The sequence below is a fragment of the Caulobacter sp. GW822-FHT01G02 genome (genome assembly GCF_058802865.1).
On sequence record NZ_JBXAON010000003.1, the window covers coordinates 618,667 to 632,447 of the forward strand.

The 13,781-nt window shown below is 67.4% G+C and carries 14 protein-coding genes and 1 pseudogene; 9 read left to right on the forward strand and 6 right to left on the reverse strand.

What is annotated here, in order from left to right:
• Positions 1-29: 29 nt before the first annotated feature.
• Together AC1RNC_RS11840 and AC1RNC_RS11845 are read right to left on the reverse strand one after the other, a co-directional pair.
• Entirely contained in the window at positions 30-1,397 is a 1,368-nt protein-coding gene (locus AC1RNC_RS11840; protein ID WP_492886408.1) for a hypothetical protein, read from the reverse strand.
• 96 nt (positions 1,398-1,493) lie between these two features.
• Positions 1,494-2,090 carry a GNAT family N-acetyltransferase gene (locus tag AC1RNC_RS11845; RefSeq protein ID WP_492886410.1) on the reverse strand — a complete coding sequence of 199 codons (597 nt, stop codon included), beginning with the start codon at positions 2,088-2,090 and terminating at the stop codon, positions 1,494-1,496.
• Between the two features lie 151 nt (positions 2,091-2,241).
• On the opposite strand from AC1RNC_RS11845, the gene AC1RNC_RS11850 reads away from it, so the two are divergent.
• Positions 2,242-3,549: an acyl-CoA dehydrogenase family protein gene (locus AC1RNC_RS11850; protein WP_492886412.1), complete on the forward strand. Its 1,308-nt coding sequence runs from the start codon at positions 2,242-2,244 to the stop codon at positions 3,547-3,549.
• A gap of 215 nt (positions 3,550-3,764) precedes the next feature.
• Positions 3,765-4,277: a methylated-DNA--[protein]-cysteine S-methyltransferase gene (locus AC1RNC_RS11855; protein WP_492886414.1), complete on the forward strand. Its 513-nt coding sequence runs from the start codon at positions 3,765-3,767 to the stop codon at positions 4,275-4,277.
• Here the strand turns inward: AC1RNC_RS11855 and AC1RNC_RS11860 are convergent.
• Both AC1RNC_RS11860 and AC1RNC_RS11865 read right to left on the reverse strand, forming a co-directional pair.
• A complete protein-coding gene (locus AC1RNC_RS11860; RefSeq protein WP_492886416.1) occupies positions 4,274-4,699 on the reverse strand; it encodes a DUF4345 family protein in 426 nt (141 codons plus the stop codon). The two genes, AC1RNC_RS11855 and AC1RNC_RS11860, sit on opposite strands and share 4 nt — an antisense overlap.
• A 29-nt stretch (positions 4,700-4,728) precedes the next feature.
• Positions 4,729-5,112 carry a VOC family protein gene (locus tag AC1RNC_RS11865; RefSeq protein WP_492886418.1) on the reverse strand — a complete coding sequence of 128 codons (384 nt, stop codon included), beginning with the start codon at positions 5,110-5,112 and terminating at the stop codon, positions 4,729-4,731.
• Positions 5,113-5,287: 175 nt separating this feature from the next.
• Here AC1RNC_RS11865 and groES point away from each other — a divergent pair, with 175 nt between their 5' ends.
• The 4 genes from groES to AC1RNC_RS11885 all read left to right on the forward strand — a co-directional run bounded on the left by groES (position 5,288) and on the right by AC1RNC_RS11885 (position 8,023).
• Positions 5,288-5,578, forward strand: coding sequence for a co-chaperone GroES (groES, locus tag AC1RNC_RS11870; RefSeq protein ID WP_013080760.1), 291 nt, complete (start codon positions 5,288-5,290; stop codon positions 5,576-5,578).
• Between the two features lie 60 nt (positions 5,579-5,638).
• Positions 5,639-7,282, forward strand: a complete 1,644-nt coding sequence (gene groL / locus AC1RNC_RS11875) for a chaperonin GroEL (RefSeq protein ID WP_492886420.1) — start codon at positions 5,639-5,641, stop codon at positions 7,280-7,282.
• A gap of 254 nt (positions 7,283-7,536) precedes the next feature.
• Positions 7,537-7,668 (forward strand): hypothetical protein, encoded by a 132-nt coding sequence (locus tag AC1RNC_RS11880; protein ID WP_492886422.1) that lies wholly within the window; start codon positions 7,537-7,539, stop codon positions 7,666-7,668.
• Positions 7,669-7,708: 40 nt separating this feature from the next.
• Positions 7,709-8,023: a hypothetical protein gene (locus AC1RNC_RS11885; RefSeq protein WP_492886424.1), complete on the forward strand. Its 315-nt coding sequence runs from the start codon at positions 7,709-7,711 to the stop codon at positions 8,021-8,023.
• A 4-nt stretch (positions 8,024-8,027) separates the two neighbouring features.
• Here AC1RNC_RS11885 and AC1RNC_RS11890 read toward each other — a convergent pair whose 3' ends face one another.
• Positions 8,028-9,041: an IMCp domain-containing protein gene (locus AC1RNC_RS11890; protein ID WP_492886426.1), complete on the reverse strand. Its 1,014-nt coding sequence runs from the start codon at positions 9,039-9,041 to the stop codon at positions 8,028-8,030.
• 140 nt (positions 9,042-9,181) lie between these two features.
• On the opposite strand from AC1RNC_RS11890, the gene AC1RNC_RS11895 reads away from it, so the two are divergent.
• Positions 9,182-10,381, forward strand: coding sequence for a DUF3089 domain-containing protein (locus AC1RNC_RS11895; RefSeq protein ID WP_492886428.1), 1,200 nt, complete (start codon positions 9,182-9,184; stop codon positions 10,379-10,381).
• Between the two features lie 45 nt (positions 10,382-10,426).
• Here AC1RNC_RS11895 and AC1RNC_RS11900 read toward each other — a convergent pair.
• A pseudogene (locus AC1RNC_RS11900) lies at positions 10,427-10,522 on the reverse strand (DUF1328 family protein); the annotation flags it as partial.
• A gap of 139 nt (positions 10,523-10,661) precedes the next feature.
• Between AC1RNC_RS11900 and cobT the strand changes: the two are divergent.
• Complete coding sequence (gene cobT / locus AC1RNC_RS11905) at positions 10,662-12,587, forward strand: cobaltochelatase subunit CobT (RefSeq protein ID WP_492886430.1); 1,926 nt, start codon at positions 10,662-10,664, stop codon at positions 12,585-12,587.
• Positions 12,584-13,681: an esterase-like activity of phytase family protein gene (locus AC1RNC_RS11910; protein ID WP_492886432.1), complete on the forward strand. Its 1,098-nt coding sequence runs from the start codon at positions 12,584-12,586 to the stop codon at positions 13,679-13,681. Before cobT ends, AC1RNC_RS11910 begins: the two co-directional genes overlap by 4 nt.
• The last annotated feature ends 100 nt before the right edge of the window (positions 13,682-13,781 follow it).

Consider the following 13,781-nt stretch of genomic DNA (forward strand, 5'->3'; position numbering starts at 1 on the left):
GAGGGTCAATGCCCTAAAATGAGCGGGCTCTAGGCGGCGTTGGCCGCCGCCAGGGTCGCGCCGTCGGGGCTGGCGACCGGCTTTTCCAGCAGGTCGGTGACGGCGGGGCCGCGCACGAAGGCGATCCCTCCCGCCTTGCAGGCTTCCAGCTCGACCGCCGAGGAGACATTGGCCGCGGCCTGGATCACGTCCTTAGCGACGTAGGCGGCCTTGCGCTCGACGAACTTGAGGATCTGCTTCAGCCGGTCGTGCTCGGTCTCGCCGTTCAGCACCAGGGTGATGCTGTCGACCAGTTCGGGCGGCAGGCCGGAGATCGGGAAGGTCGGATCGGTGACCTGGACGTCCATCCGCGAGAAGCTGCCCTTCAGGAACAGGCGCATCTGCTGCAGCATGCCGATCGAGGCCTCGCGCGGCGTGGCGTAGATCGTGGCGGTCAGGCGCGGCTGCTGGTCCAGCGGATAGCGCGACAGGCGGCTCTTATAGGCCTCCTGCGAAGCCGGGGTGGTCAGGTTCCAGAAGCCGAACGGCGCCTGGATCTGGCCGAAGGGGGCGGTCTTCAGGGCGGCCTGGGTGTCGGTCAGGCAGATCAGGTCGCGCTTCAGCAGCTTGCCGTCGTCCTCGGGCGGCGGACCGATCAGGTCCGAGCGCATGCCGATCGCCGAGCCGACGAAGGCGCCCTGGGCCAGATCATAGACGCCCCACCAGCCGGTCTGGGCTGGCGGCGGCGGGGCCGCGATCTTGGCGGCGCCAGGGTTGGACGCCGGGGCCGGTTGAGTCTTGGGCTTTTCCGGCGCGGCGGCCGCGACGGCGGGCGGAACAGCCTGAGCGACGACCTGCTTGACCGGTTCCGCCGCGGGGACGGTGGAGACAGGCGCGGCCGCCTTGGCCGGACGTTCTGGCGTCACGGTCGTGGCGGCGGCCAAACCCGGCTTCCTGGCGCTGGCCTTGTCCTCGGCGAGGGTCTTGGCCTCCGCGCGCGTGCTGGGGCGGGGCTCGACGCTGTCGGCCGTGACAACATGGACTCGGCCGGCCGGACCCTCATAGCCCTCGCCCGCCATCAGCCCGGCCAACTCGGCCTGCGACAGGGCAGCGAACTGCAGAACCGCTTGCTCGTCGCCCTCGAAAGTCATCAGGGCGATCTGACCAATAGGGCGCCCCGGGAACAGCACCTTCTCCAGTTCGGCGGCCAGGGCTTGCATCTCGGTGGGGTCGAGGGTCTCGACGCGGTTGTCGGCCAGGACGAAGGCCATCGGCGCCACGGCCCCGCACTTGCGCGGCGCGCGCCAGCGGGCCTTCAGGAACGCGTCCGCCACCCCCTGAGCCTTGTGCTTGGGGACTTCACCCGGCTGGCTCTCGCCAACCGTGAACAGGATACGCAGGCAGCAAATGGCCGTCATGGGCCAGACCCTAGCGGCCGAAGCTTTTTGAACGGTTACAACCGACCAGATAACGACGTTTTATTTCGCCAGCGAGGGGAACTTTTTTGGCGCCCTTTATACGAACGTCTCGCTGAGGCGGAATTCCAGCCGTTCGCGGACCGCGGGCCAGTCGTAGTCGGTGATCGAGAACACCGCCGTGTCGCGGATGTGCCCGGTCCAGGTGACCTTGTGATTGCGCAGCACGCCTTCCTTGCTGGCCCCCAGCTTCTCGACGGCGGCCTGGCTGCGGGCGTTGCGGACGTCGATGTTGAACTCGACGCGGATGGCGCCGGCCTTCTCGAAGGCGTGGGCCAGCAGCAGGCGCTTGCTCTCCGGATTGACCGGACCCGAGCGCGCGTCGGGATTCAGGAAGGTCGAGCCGATCTCCAGCCCGCCATGCAGGCGGCGGATGTTGAGGTAGCTGGAGGTGCCCACGATCTTGCCGTCCGACAGGCGGCGGATGGCGAACCCGATGCGCTCGCCACGGTCGGTCTCGCCTTGCAGCGCGCCCCAGAAGTCCTCGAAGCCCTCGCCGCAGCCGTTGACCGACATGATCTCCCAGCTGGCGGGATCGCAGTCGACCGCGGCCTGCAGCGCGTCGCGGTGATCGATGGTGATCGGTTCGAGCCGGACATAGCGGCCCTGCAGGGTGTCGGCGGTCAGGTTCAGCATGGCCCCGTTGTCCGACAGGACGCGTGGCCTGACAACCCGCTTCGAAAGTCTCCTTGAGCAAGACAGGACCGCTTGCCGCCCGCGTAAAGCCGGTCTACAAACACTTCAAACAAGCGTTTGACACATTGAGAACCGGGCAGAGGGAACGACCATGGACTTCGACATCTCCCCCACGCAGCGCGCCTTCCTGGACCGCGTCACCGCGTTCATGGACGAGCACATCTATCCGGCGGTTCCGGTCTACGAGGCCGAGATGGACGTCCTGGGCGCCGAGCGCTGGAAGGTCGTCCAGGTCGTCGAGGAACTGAAGGCCAAGGCCAAGGCCGCCGGCCTGTGGAACTTCTTCATGCCCCCGCACAGCGGCCAGGTGCACGTCGACGACACCTTCCAGTTCGAAGGCGTCCAACTGACCAACCTGGAATACAGCCTGATCGCCGAACAGCTGGGCAAGGTCGGCTTCGCCTCGGAAGTCTTCAACTGCTCGGCGCCGGACACCGGCAACATGGAAGTGCTGATGCGCTACGGCACGCTGGCGCAGAAGGAAAAGTGGCTGCGCCCGCTGATGAACGGCGAGATCCGTTCGGCCTTCCTGATGACCGAGCCGGCCGTGGCCAGTTCGGACGCCACCAACATCGAGACCCGCATCGAGCGCGACGGCGACCACTATGTGATCAACGGCCGCAAGTGGTGGTCCTCGGGCGTGGGCGACCCGCGCTGCAAGGTCGCCATCGTCATGGGCAAGACCGATCCCGACAACGCCAGCCGCCACCAGCAGCAGAGCCAGGTCCTGGTGCCGCTGGACGCGCCGGGCATCGAGATCGTCCGTATGCTGCCGGTGTTCGGCTATGACGACGCCCCGCACGGCCACGCCGAGGTCATCCTCAAGGACGTGCGCGTGCCGATCGAGGACGCCCTGCTGCTGGGCGAAGGCCGCGGCTTCGAGATCGCCCAGGGGCGCCTGGGTCCCGGCCGTATCCACCACTGCATGCGCACCATCGGCACGGCGGAAGTCGCGTTGGAAAAGATGTGCCGGCGCCTGATGAGCCGGAAGGCTTTCGGCAAGTACATCTCGGACCACTCCGTGTGGGAGGAGCGCGTCGCCGACGCCCGCATCGACATCGAGATGTGCCGCCTGCTGTGCCTGAAGGCCGCCGACATGATGGACAAGGCCGGCAACAAGTCGGCCCGCCTGGAGATCGCCATGATCAAGGTCGCGGCCCCGCGCCTGGCCTTGAAGATCATCGACGACGCCATCCAGGCCCATGGCGGCGCCGGCGTGACCACCGACTTCGGCCTGGCCAAGGCCTATGCCGGCATCCGCACCCTGCGCCTGGCCGACGGCCCGGACGAAGTGCACCAGCGCACCATCGCCCGCATGGAATACGGCAAGTACGGCGACCTCGTTTACAAGCAGAAGGCCGAAAGGGAAGCCGCCCTGCACGTGCCGGGGATCCGGTAGGTTAGCGCTTTCCCCTATCCCAAATCCCGATCTCCCCGGCGAAGGCCGGGGCCCAGATTCAGCCTGAGCGTCTGGGGATGATCCGACCTACGCCCAGATCAGATCCGCGACGTCGCGGGTTCGATCTGGGCCCCGGCTTTCGCCGGGGAAACGGACTTGGTCACTAGAGCAAATTCCGGGCGGACACCCTCGCCTCACCCGGCGATGATCGCCCCATGAGTCGCCCCGCTCGCCTCTTCCTCGACCGCGCGCCCTCGCCGATCGGCGAACTGCTGATCGTCACCGACGAGGCCGGGACCCTGCGCGCGCTGGACTTCCACGACTACGAGCCTCGCCTCGACCGGCTGCTGAAGACCCACTACGGCCCGTTGCGGCCTGACCTCGGCGCCGCGCCCGCCAGGATCCGCGAGGCCATGGCCGCCTATTTCGCCGGTGAGCTCGACACCCTGAACACCATCGCTTGGGCGACCAACGGCACGGCCTTCCAGCACGCGGTCTGGACGGCCCTGACGCAAATCCCCGCCGGCCAGACGATCACCTATTCCGAACTGGCCCGCCGCGCTGGCCGACCCGCCGCTATCCGTGCCGCAGGCCACGCCAATGGCTCAAACCCGCTCAGCATCGTCGCGCCCTGCCACCGGGTGATCGGCCTGAACGGGACCCTGACCGGCTATGGCGGCGGGATAGAGCGCAAACGCTGGCTGCTCGCCCACGAGAAGGCGATCTAAGCCAGCCTCGCGCCCTCGATCACCACGCGGCCGATATTGAAGAACGGCAGGCTCAGGGTGAGGCCGATCAGGGCGTTGAACACCATGGCGCCGCTATTGTAGCGCCCGGCCTCGCCGTCCAGAACCGCCGAGATCGCCCGACCCGCCGCCGCGCCCAGCCAGGCGACGGCCAAGGCCATGGCCATGGCGGCCCCGATGCGCGGCTGATAGCCCAGATAAAGCGCCGCCACGCCGTGCGAGGCGATCAGCACCCCGCCCAGGGCCCGCCCTTCCGCGAACAGCGGCGGCTTGGGGGTGTCGTCATCGGCCAGACCCGCCAAGCCCAGCATGGTCTGCGGCCGCGCCAGGATCATGCCGCCCAGGGTTCCGCCGATGACGCAGGCCAGGACCGCCAGAAACAGCGACAGAACGTAGCTCGACATGGGCCTTGTTACTCCTGCTATTCTCGACGCTATTCTGGCGCGCGGCAGACGGCCTCGACGTTGAAGCCGTCCGGGTCCAGAACGAACGCGCCGTAATAGTCCTTATCGTAATGTGGGCGAAGTCCGGGCGGACCATTGTCTTTTCCGCCGGCTTTCAACGCCGCCGCGTAAAAAGCATCGACCTGGGCGCGCGTCTCGGCCGCGAAGGCCACGTGGAGCTTGCCCTGGGTCGCGTCCTGCTCGGAAATCCAGAACATCGGCCGCGTGACGCCATAGCCGACGGCGTCCACCCCGCCGGTGAATTCCTTGGGCACGACATACAGTTGGCGGATCCCCAACGGGCGTAGCGCGGCGTCGTAGAAGACCGCGGAACGGTGGAAGTCGGCCACTCCGAACCCCACATGATCGAACATCGAACCCTCCCTCATTAACCGCGCCGCAAAAAGTTCGCGGTCGTCGTCCTTGACTCCCCCGAGCCTCATCCCTAACTCACAGCCGACGTTGGCACTCGATGGGAGCGACTGCTAACAACGCAGCTCCCCTGGTCCGACGCAGCCTTACTTGAAACCGTTCCGACGGAGAACACCCATGAAATTTCGTCCCCTGGGCGACCGCGTCCTCGTGAAGCGCGTCGAAGAAGAAACCAAGACCAAGGGCGGGATCATCATCCCCGACACCGCCAAGGAAAAGCCGCAGGAAGGCGAAGTCGTCGCCGTCGGCCCCGGCGCGCGTAACGACAAGGGCGAAGTCGTCGCCCTGGACGTCAAGGCCGGTGACCGCATCCTGTTCGGCAAGTGGTCGGGCACGGAAGTCAAGGTCGACGGTCAGGACCTCCTGATCATGAAGGAAAGCGACGTCCTGGGCGTGGTCGAGGCTTAAGGCCTCCTCCGTCCTCTTCGCTTTCGACCCCAAGTTTCTCTTTTAGAAGGGCTCATACACATGGCCGCTAAAGACGTTTATTTCTCTTCGGACGCGCGCGACAAGATGCTGCGCGGCGTCAACATCCTCGCCAACGCGGTGAAGGTGACCCTGGGCCCCAAGGGCCGCAACGTCGTGATCGAAAAGTCCTTCGGCGCTCCGCGCTCGACCAAGGACGGCGTCTCGGTCGCCAAGGAAATCGAACTGAGCGATCGTTTCGAGAACCTCGGCGCGCAGATGATCCGCGAAGTCGCCAGCAAGACCAACGACAAGGCCGGTGACGGCACCACGACCGCCACGGTCCTGGCTCAAGCCATCGTTCAGGAAGGCCTGAAGTCGGTCGCCGCCGGCATGAACCCGATGGACCTGAAGCGCGGCATCGACAAGGCCGTCGCCATCGTCGTCGCCGAGATCAAGTCGTCGTCGAAGAAGGTCACGACCAACGCTGAAATCGCTCAGGTCGGCACCATCTCGGCCAACGGCGACAAGGAAGTGGGCGACATGATCGCCCGCGCCATGGACAAGGTCGGCAACGAAGGCGTCATCACCGTCGAGGAAGCCAAGACCGCCGAGACCGAACTCGACGTCGTCGAAGGCATGCAGTTCGACCGCGGCTACCTGTCGCCGTACTTCATCACCAACGCCGACAAGATGGAAGTTCAGCTGGAAGAGCCGCTGATCCTTCTGTTCGAAAAGAAGCTGTCGTCGCTGCAGCCGCTGCTGCCGGTGCTGGAAGCCGTGGTCCAGTCGGGCCGTCCGCTGGTCATCATCGCCGAGGACGTCGAAGGCGAGGCCCTGGCCACGCTGGTCGTCAACAAGCTGCGTGGCGGCCTGCGCGTCGCCGCCGTCAAGGCTCCGGGCTTCGGCGATCGCCGCAAGGCCATGCTGGAAGACATCGCCATCCTGACCGGCGCTCAAGTCGTGTCGGAAGACCTGGGCATCAAGCTCGAGAACGTGTCGCTCGACATGCTCGGCAAGGCCAAGAAGGTCTCGATCACCAAGGACGACACCACGATCGTGGACGGCGTTGGTGAGAAGGCCGACATCGAGGCCCGTATCGCCCAGATCAAGCGCCAGATCGAAGACACCACGTCGGACTACGACAAGGAAAAGCTGCAAGAGCGTCTGGCCAAGCTGGCCGGCGGCGTCGCCGTCATCCGCGTCGGCGGCTCGACCGAAGTCGAAGTGAAGGAAAAGAAGGACCGCGTTGACGACGCCCTGAACGCGACCCGCGCGGCCGCCGACGAAGGCATCGTCCCGGGCGGCGGCGTGGCTCTGCTGAAGGCCTCCAAGGCCCTGGCGAACCTGACCGGCGACAACGACGACCAAACCGCCGGCATCGCCATCGTCCGTCGCGCCCTGCAGGCTCCGATCCGTCAGATCGCCGAAAACGCCGGCGTCGAAGGCTCGATCGTGGTCGGCAAGATCCTGGAAAGCGACAACGCGACGTTCGGCTTCAACGCCCAGACCGAGCAGTATGTCGACCTGGTCGCCGATGGCGTCATCGACCCGGCCAAGGTTGTCCGCACCGCTCTGCAGGACGCCGCCTCGGTGGCCGGCCTGCTGATCACCACGGAAGCCGCGATCGTCGAAGCCCCGAAGAAGGCCTCGGCCGGCGCTCCGGGCGGCGGCATGCCGGGCGGCATGGGCGACATGGACTTCTAAGAGAAGTTCATAAAGTCGCCCATCTTCCAAGGAGATCGGGATCGGCAAGCCGATCCCGAGCGGCGACATGTACTTCTAATTTAGAAGTTCAGCCTATCGCTGAAGTGATTGAGGGCGGGGCCGCGAGGTCCCGCCCTTTTTCTTTGTCCGCACAACGACGGTTTCAACTTCCCGTGACAGGCGAAAAGGCGGTGCATCCAAGGCGAAGGTTCGACGTTAACCTTTCGCTCACCTTGCAGAGCATGGAGGCTGGAATGTCGTTCGTGCGTTTGTATTCCGCTCATCGCCGACGCCGCGCGTCCCGCGCCAACCTCATCGTATTGGGCGTCTCCGCCTGGCTTGTGCTGGGCCTGATCAGTCAGGCCGCGTTTCAGCTGATCGGCTAGACCCCTATCCGCGAGGCCATGCGGGCGCTACATGCGCCTGATGTTCCGTCAACGCCCCGACGCCGATCTGATCGTTCAAGGCTGGGTCATCGGCGTGATGGTCGAGGTCTTGGGCGAGCGTGTGCCTGTCCGTCACTACTTCGCCGTCGGAAAGGCCGATCGCGCCCAGGCCGAGTGGGCGGCCGTGGACCTGGCGATGAACGCCGGCTCCGTCGCCTCCAGCCCCGTCAAAGGCCAGGAGCCCGTCGAGGCCCTGCGCGAGATCGTCGCCTACCGGATGCGCGAGTTGGGCCTGAAACCCGGCGAGGCCCGCGCCCTGGGCGACAAGAACCCGAGGCGCTGGCTCTCGCTCTGAAATTCTAGTGGCGCTTGCCGCCGCCGCCGCAGGCGCTACAGCCGCCCTTGCCGCCACCGCCGCCGTGATAGCCGCCGCCGATGTGGATTGAGGACGACGCCGAGGCTGAAGCCGAGGCCGAGCTCGAAGCGTAGCCGCTCGAAGAACCGCCGGCGTAACCGCCCGCATAGCCGCCACCGGCCAGGCCGGGACCGCCATAGCCGCCGCCGCGCCCGCCTGACTGCGCGCCGACATAGCCCATCGGCAGGGGCGGCGGTTCGATATAGTTACCCCACGCCGAGCTGCCGGCCGAACCCGCGTTCCAGCCGCCGCCGGCGCTGTAGCGAGACTCCGAATAGTCGTAGGACGAACGCTCGCGGCTCTCTTCGTAATAGCTGTCCTCATAGCGATGACCGCCGCCGCACGGGCTGCACTGCTGCTGGACAACAGCGCCGCCGCAGACGCGCGGCTGGCAACCGCCTTGCGGCTGGACCGGCACATAGACCGGACGATCGACATAGACGTAGATCGGCACCTGGACGATCTTCTCGACCACCTCGCCGCCGCAGGCCCGCTGGCACGGCGCGGGTTGCGGGACCGGCACGGGGCGATCCACGGGAACCGGGCGATCGACATAGACCGGACGATCGACCGGCACCTCGACCCGCTTCTCGACGATCTTCTCGACCGGACGGTCGATATAGACCGGTCGCTCCACGATCTTCTCGACCGGGACCTGGACCAGCTTCTCGACCGGAACCTCGATGCGCTTTTCGACCACGACCGGGCGCTCGACGATCACCGGCCGGTCAACCACCTTCTCGACGATCTGGGTGGTGGGACGGTCGACATAGACCGGCACGCGGCGCTCCACCACGCGATCGACATAGACCACCTTGGTGCGTGTCGTGACCCGTTTTGGCGCATGCGCCTGACGGGCGGGCGGACGCTCATAGCCGTCGGCCAACACGGGCGAAGCCAGGGTGAGGCTGGCGAAAGCGGCCAGCACGCCGACGCGGAGAAGGATCTTGGGGCTCATGGCCGACCTCGATGCGGAACACGGAACGTCCCTCGGCGGGACAGTCCCGGCCCGTGTCGCAAGCCTCGCGCCAAGCCCTCTTGGCGATCCGCGTTCTCTCGGCCATTGTCCGCGCCAAACAAGCGTTCGGGGAGAAGACGATGGCGAAGACTCTGGCTTCGAAGACTCTGGCGGCCCTGGGCCTGGTGGCGGGCCTGACCCTGACGAGCGCGGCCTGCGCCCAGGCGCCGACCAACACCGCCCCCAATGACTACGGCAAGACGGAGAACTGGCTGTGCCTTCCTGGCCGCCAGGACGCTTGCGCCGTCGACCAGACCACCACCATCGTCGAGGCCGACGGCAAGACCTCGACCGAAGCCTTCAAGCCAGCCGCCAGCCCCGCCTATGACTGCTTCTATATCTATCCGACGGTCTCGACCGATGCGGGCGGCAACAGCGACATGGTCATCGACGAGGCCGAGCGCCGCGTGGTCGAGCAGCAGCTGGCCCGCTTCGGCGGCCAGTGCCGGGTGTACGCCCCGATGTACCGCCAGGTGACCCTGGCGGCCCTGCGCGCGGTGATGACGGGTCAGCCCTCGCCGGGCGACGGCGTCCTGGCCTACGGCGACGTGCGCGACGCCTGGCGCTGGTACCTGGCCAACGAGAACAAGGGACCCAATGGGAAGGCCAGGGGTGTTGTGCTGCTAGGTCACAGCCAGGGCTCGCGGATGCTGCTGGACCTGCTGAAGAACGAGGTGGACGGCAAGCCTGCCCAGAAGCAGATGATCTCGGCCTATGTGATCGGCATGAATACACCGGTGACCGACGGTAAGTTCGGCTCGATCCCGCTGTGCGACAAGGCCGATCAGGCCGGCTGTCTCGTCACCTACGTCTCGTTCCGCGCCTCCAGCCCGCCGCCGGCCAACAGCCGCTTCGGCAAGACCGACGAACAGGGCCGTCGCGCCGGCTGCGTGAACCCCGCCGCCCTGGTCGCCGGCAAGGCCTCGAGCGACGAGACGCCCGTGCACGCCTATCTCAGCAGCAAGGCCTTCCTGTCGAGCGGCGAGCCCAAGCCGTTCGCCAAGGACGTGAAGGTGACGACGCCATTCGCCTCGCTGCCTGGCCTGATCTCGGCCAAATGCGTGAGCGAAGGCGACTTCACCTATCTGTCGATCAAGGTGAACGCCGACCCGGCCGATCCGCGCACCGACGACATCGCCGGCGACATCATGGTCGGTGACCAGACCCTCAAGGACTGGGGCCTGCACCTGATCGACGTGAATCTGGAGATGGGCGACCTGAACGCGCTCGTGGCCCGCCAGGCTAAGGCGTACGTGGCCAAGGCGTACGCGGGACGCTAGGCAGATGCTCCCCCGCGAGCGGGGAAGCCTCTGTGAGCGGTTCTATTTCGGGCCGGCCGCCGCCGCGCCGGCCACGCCGGTAAAGCCCAGCGCGCCCGCGATCAGAGCGACAACGGCGAGAATGATGGCCCACTTGAGCATTTGCGTTCCCTCACGAAGGCGTCCGAGCGGCGCCGCTTACAGATTCCAGAGGCGCCGAAGCGGCGCCGATGGAAAATCAACGTCTCGTCCGCGCACGGCGTTCCTTGTTTTCGCCGCCCGGCGCCGCTAACTCGAAGCCATGGCCTCCAAGCCCGAAAGCCCGACCGAACCCTTCAAGCGCGCCCTGGCGCACGCCGCGCGCTCGCTCGCCGAAATGCCGGACCTGGAGGTCGTGTTCTCGGGCGATGGCCCGCAGCTCCTGGGCAAGCGGGCGGTGCTGCCGCATCCGCCGCGCGACCTGAACTCCAAGGAGGCCGCGCGCATCCGGGGCCTGGCCGACCAGATGGCCCTGCGCCTGGCTCACCACGACCCGATCGCCCACGCCCGCGCGCGCCCCAGCTCGCCCGACGGCCAGGCGGCCTTCGAGTCCATCGAGCAGGCGCGGCTGGAAGCGATCGGCGCCAACGCCCTGGGCGGCGTGCGCGGAAACCTGACCGCCGCCCTCGAGGCCCGGCTGGAGAAGCAGGGCCTGACGCGGGCCGTCGCCACCGACCGCCAGTCCGCGCCCATGGCCGAGATCCTCGGCCTGATGGTCCGCGAGCGCCTGACCGGCGACGCGCCGCCGGACGGCGCCAGGGCCCTGGTCGACATCCTGCGTAACGACATCGAGATGCAGGCCGGCAAGGACCTGGATCGCCTGGCCGCCGCCATCGACGACCAGGCCGCCTTCGCCCGCGTGACCCGCGAGATCCTTCGCGATCTCGACCTGGGCGAGGAAATGTCCGACGCCACCGAAAGCGCCGACGAGGACGACGGCGAAGAGGAAGGCGCGACCGAGAATTCCGACGAGGATCAGGGCGAGGGCGAAGGCGAACAGCCCGAGGGCTCCTCGCCGCAGGAGAGCGAGGCCTCCGACCGCGAGACCGAGTCCGGCGACGAGGAGATGGTCCAGTCGGACCAGGAGGGCGAGCCCGAGGAGTCCGACGAGCAGCCCGAGATGGGCGACGGCGCCAAGCCGGCCCGCCCCGACCCGGGCGCGTCGCAGGGCGGCGAGCCGCTCTACAAGATCTTCACCACGGCCCACGACGAGGTCGTCGACGCCGAGGACCTGTGCGACGCCGAGGAGCTGACGCGCCTGCGGGCCTATCTGGACCAGCAGCTGTCGGCGCTCTCCAGCGTCGTCTCGCGCCTGGCCAACAAGCTGCAGCGCCGCCTCCTGGCCCAGCAGAACCGCGCCTGGACCTTCGATCTCGAGGAAGGGATGCTGGACGTCGCCCGCCTGACGCGGGTGATCATCGACCCGACCGCCCCGCTGTCCTTTAAGCAGGAAGAGGACCAGGAGTTCCGCGACACGGTCGTGACCCTGCTGATCGACAATTCCGGCTCGATGCGGGGACGGCCGATCATGGTGGCGGCGATCTGCGCCGACATTCTTGCTCGGACCCTGGAGCGCTGCGGGGTCAAGACCGAGGTGCTGGGCTTCACCACCCGCGCCTGGAAGGGCGGGACCAGCCGCGACGAGTGGATCAAGGCCGGCAAGCCCGCCGCCCCGGGCCGCCTGAACGACCTGCGCCACATCATCTACAAGGCCGCCGATTCTCCGTGGCGCCGGGCCCGCAAGAACCTCGGTTTGATGATGCGCGAAGGGCTCCTGAAGGAGAACATCGACGGCGAGGCCCTGATGTGGGCCCACCAGCGGATCATCGGCCGGCCCGAAGCCCGCCGCATTCTGATGGTGATTTCCGATGGCGCGCCGGTGGACGACTCCACCCTCAGCGTCAATTCGGGCCACTATCTGGAGCGTCACTTGCGCCAGGTCATCGGTGAGATCGAGACCAAGAGCCCCGTGGAGCTGATCGCCATCGGCATCGGCCACGACGTCACGCGCTACTACCGCCGCGCCGTCACCATCGTCGATGTCGAGCAACTGGGCGGGGTGCTGGTCGAGCAGCTGGCCGCCCTGTTCGAGGAAGAGCCGCGCCAGATCGCCCGCGCGCGCGGCCTGCTCGCCCCGCCGCCCGTCGTGACGCCGCAGGTTTCGAAGGCCGGCAAGGTTTCCGCGTGATCGGTCTTCGCGCCGCGCTCGTCCTGGGGATGGTCGGCGGCCTGAGCGGCTTCGCCACCCAGTGCACGCCGCGCAGGCCGCCACCAGTCGTCGCCACACCACCGGCGCCGGTCAAGGTCGGCCCCGAGATCGCCGTCACCGCGACGCCCGTGCCGCTGGACGCCGCCAACCCAGCCAAGACCACCCTGAACGGCGGCTTCACCTATGCCGGCGGCCTGGCCCTGACCAGCGCGACCACTTCGCGCCTGCACGGCCTGTCGGACCTGTCGGTCACCGCCGACGGCCAGCTGACGGCGATCAGCGACGAAGGCGACGTCTTCGAGGCCAAGATCCAGTTCGACGCGGCCGGCAAGCTGGTCGGCCTGACCGACGCCAAGCTGGCGCCGCTGAAGGGACCGGATGGCCAGCCCCTGCGGAACAAGCAGCATGCCGACGCCGAGGGCCTGGCCGTGCTGCCCAATGGCGACCGCCTGGTCAGCTTCGAGCGCGACCACCGCATCTGGCGCTACGCGGTCGGACCCGATGGGACGTGGAGCCTTCCGGCCCCCGCGCCCAAGCCCGCCACCATCTTCCCGGACAACGAGGGCATGGAGGCGATCTCGGCCTATCCCGCCGCGGGGCCCGACGCCTATATCGTCGGCGGCGAGGAGGGCGAGGTGTGGCTGTGCCGGCTGTCGGCCGACTGCAAGGCGCTACCGCCGCAGTCGGGGCCGGACTTCACCTGGGGCCTGACCGGCTTCGCCCCCTTCCAGGGCGCGGCCATCGCCAGCCTGCATCGCGGCTATGACCCCGTCCGCGGCTGGCGCTCGATCGTGCGCTTCATCTCCGACCCGACCCAGCCCACGGCCCGCCAACGCACCGCCGCGACGCTGCGGATCGAAGGCTCCATGCCGCGGGACAACTTCGAAGGCGTGTCCATCACCGCCCCGCCGCTGGGCGCGCCGGCCGGCGCGACGCGCCTCTATCTGATCTCCGACGACCAGGCGATCGGCGCCAACCAGCGCACCCTGCTTCTGGCCTTCGACTGGGTGGCCCCGCCCCTCCCGCCGCCGATGCCGCCCAAGGCGCCCCGCAAGCCCGTTCGCAGGCGCTAAGGCCGTTTCGTTTCAGACGAGACGGTTTCATTGCCAACTATATGATTGTATTAGACTTTTTGTCGCACAAACCGATTTCGCACTTGCGAAAGGTACCGGT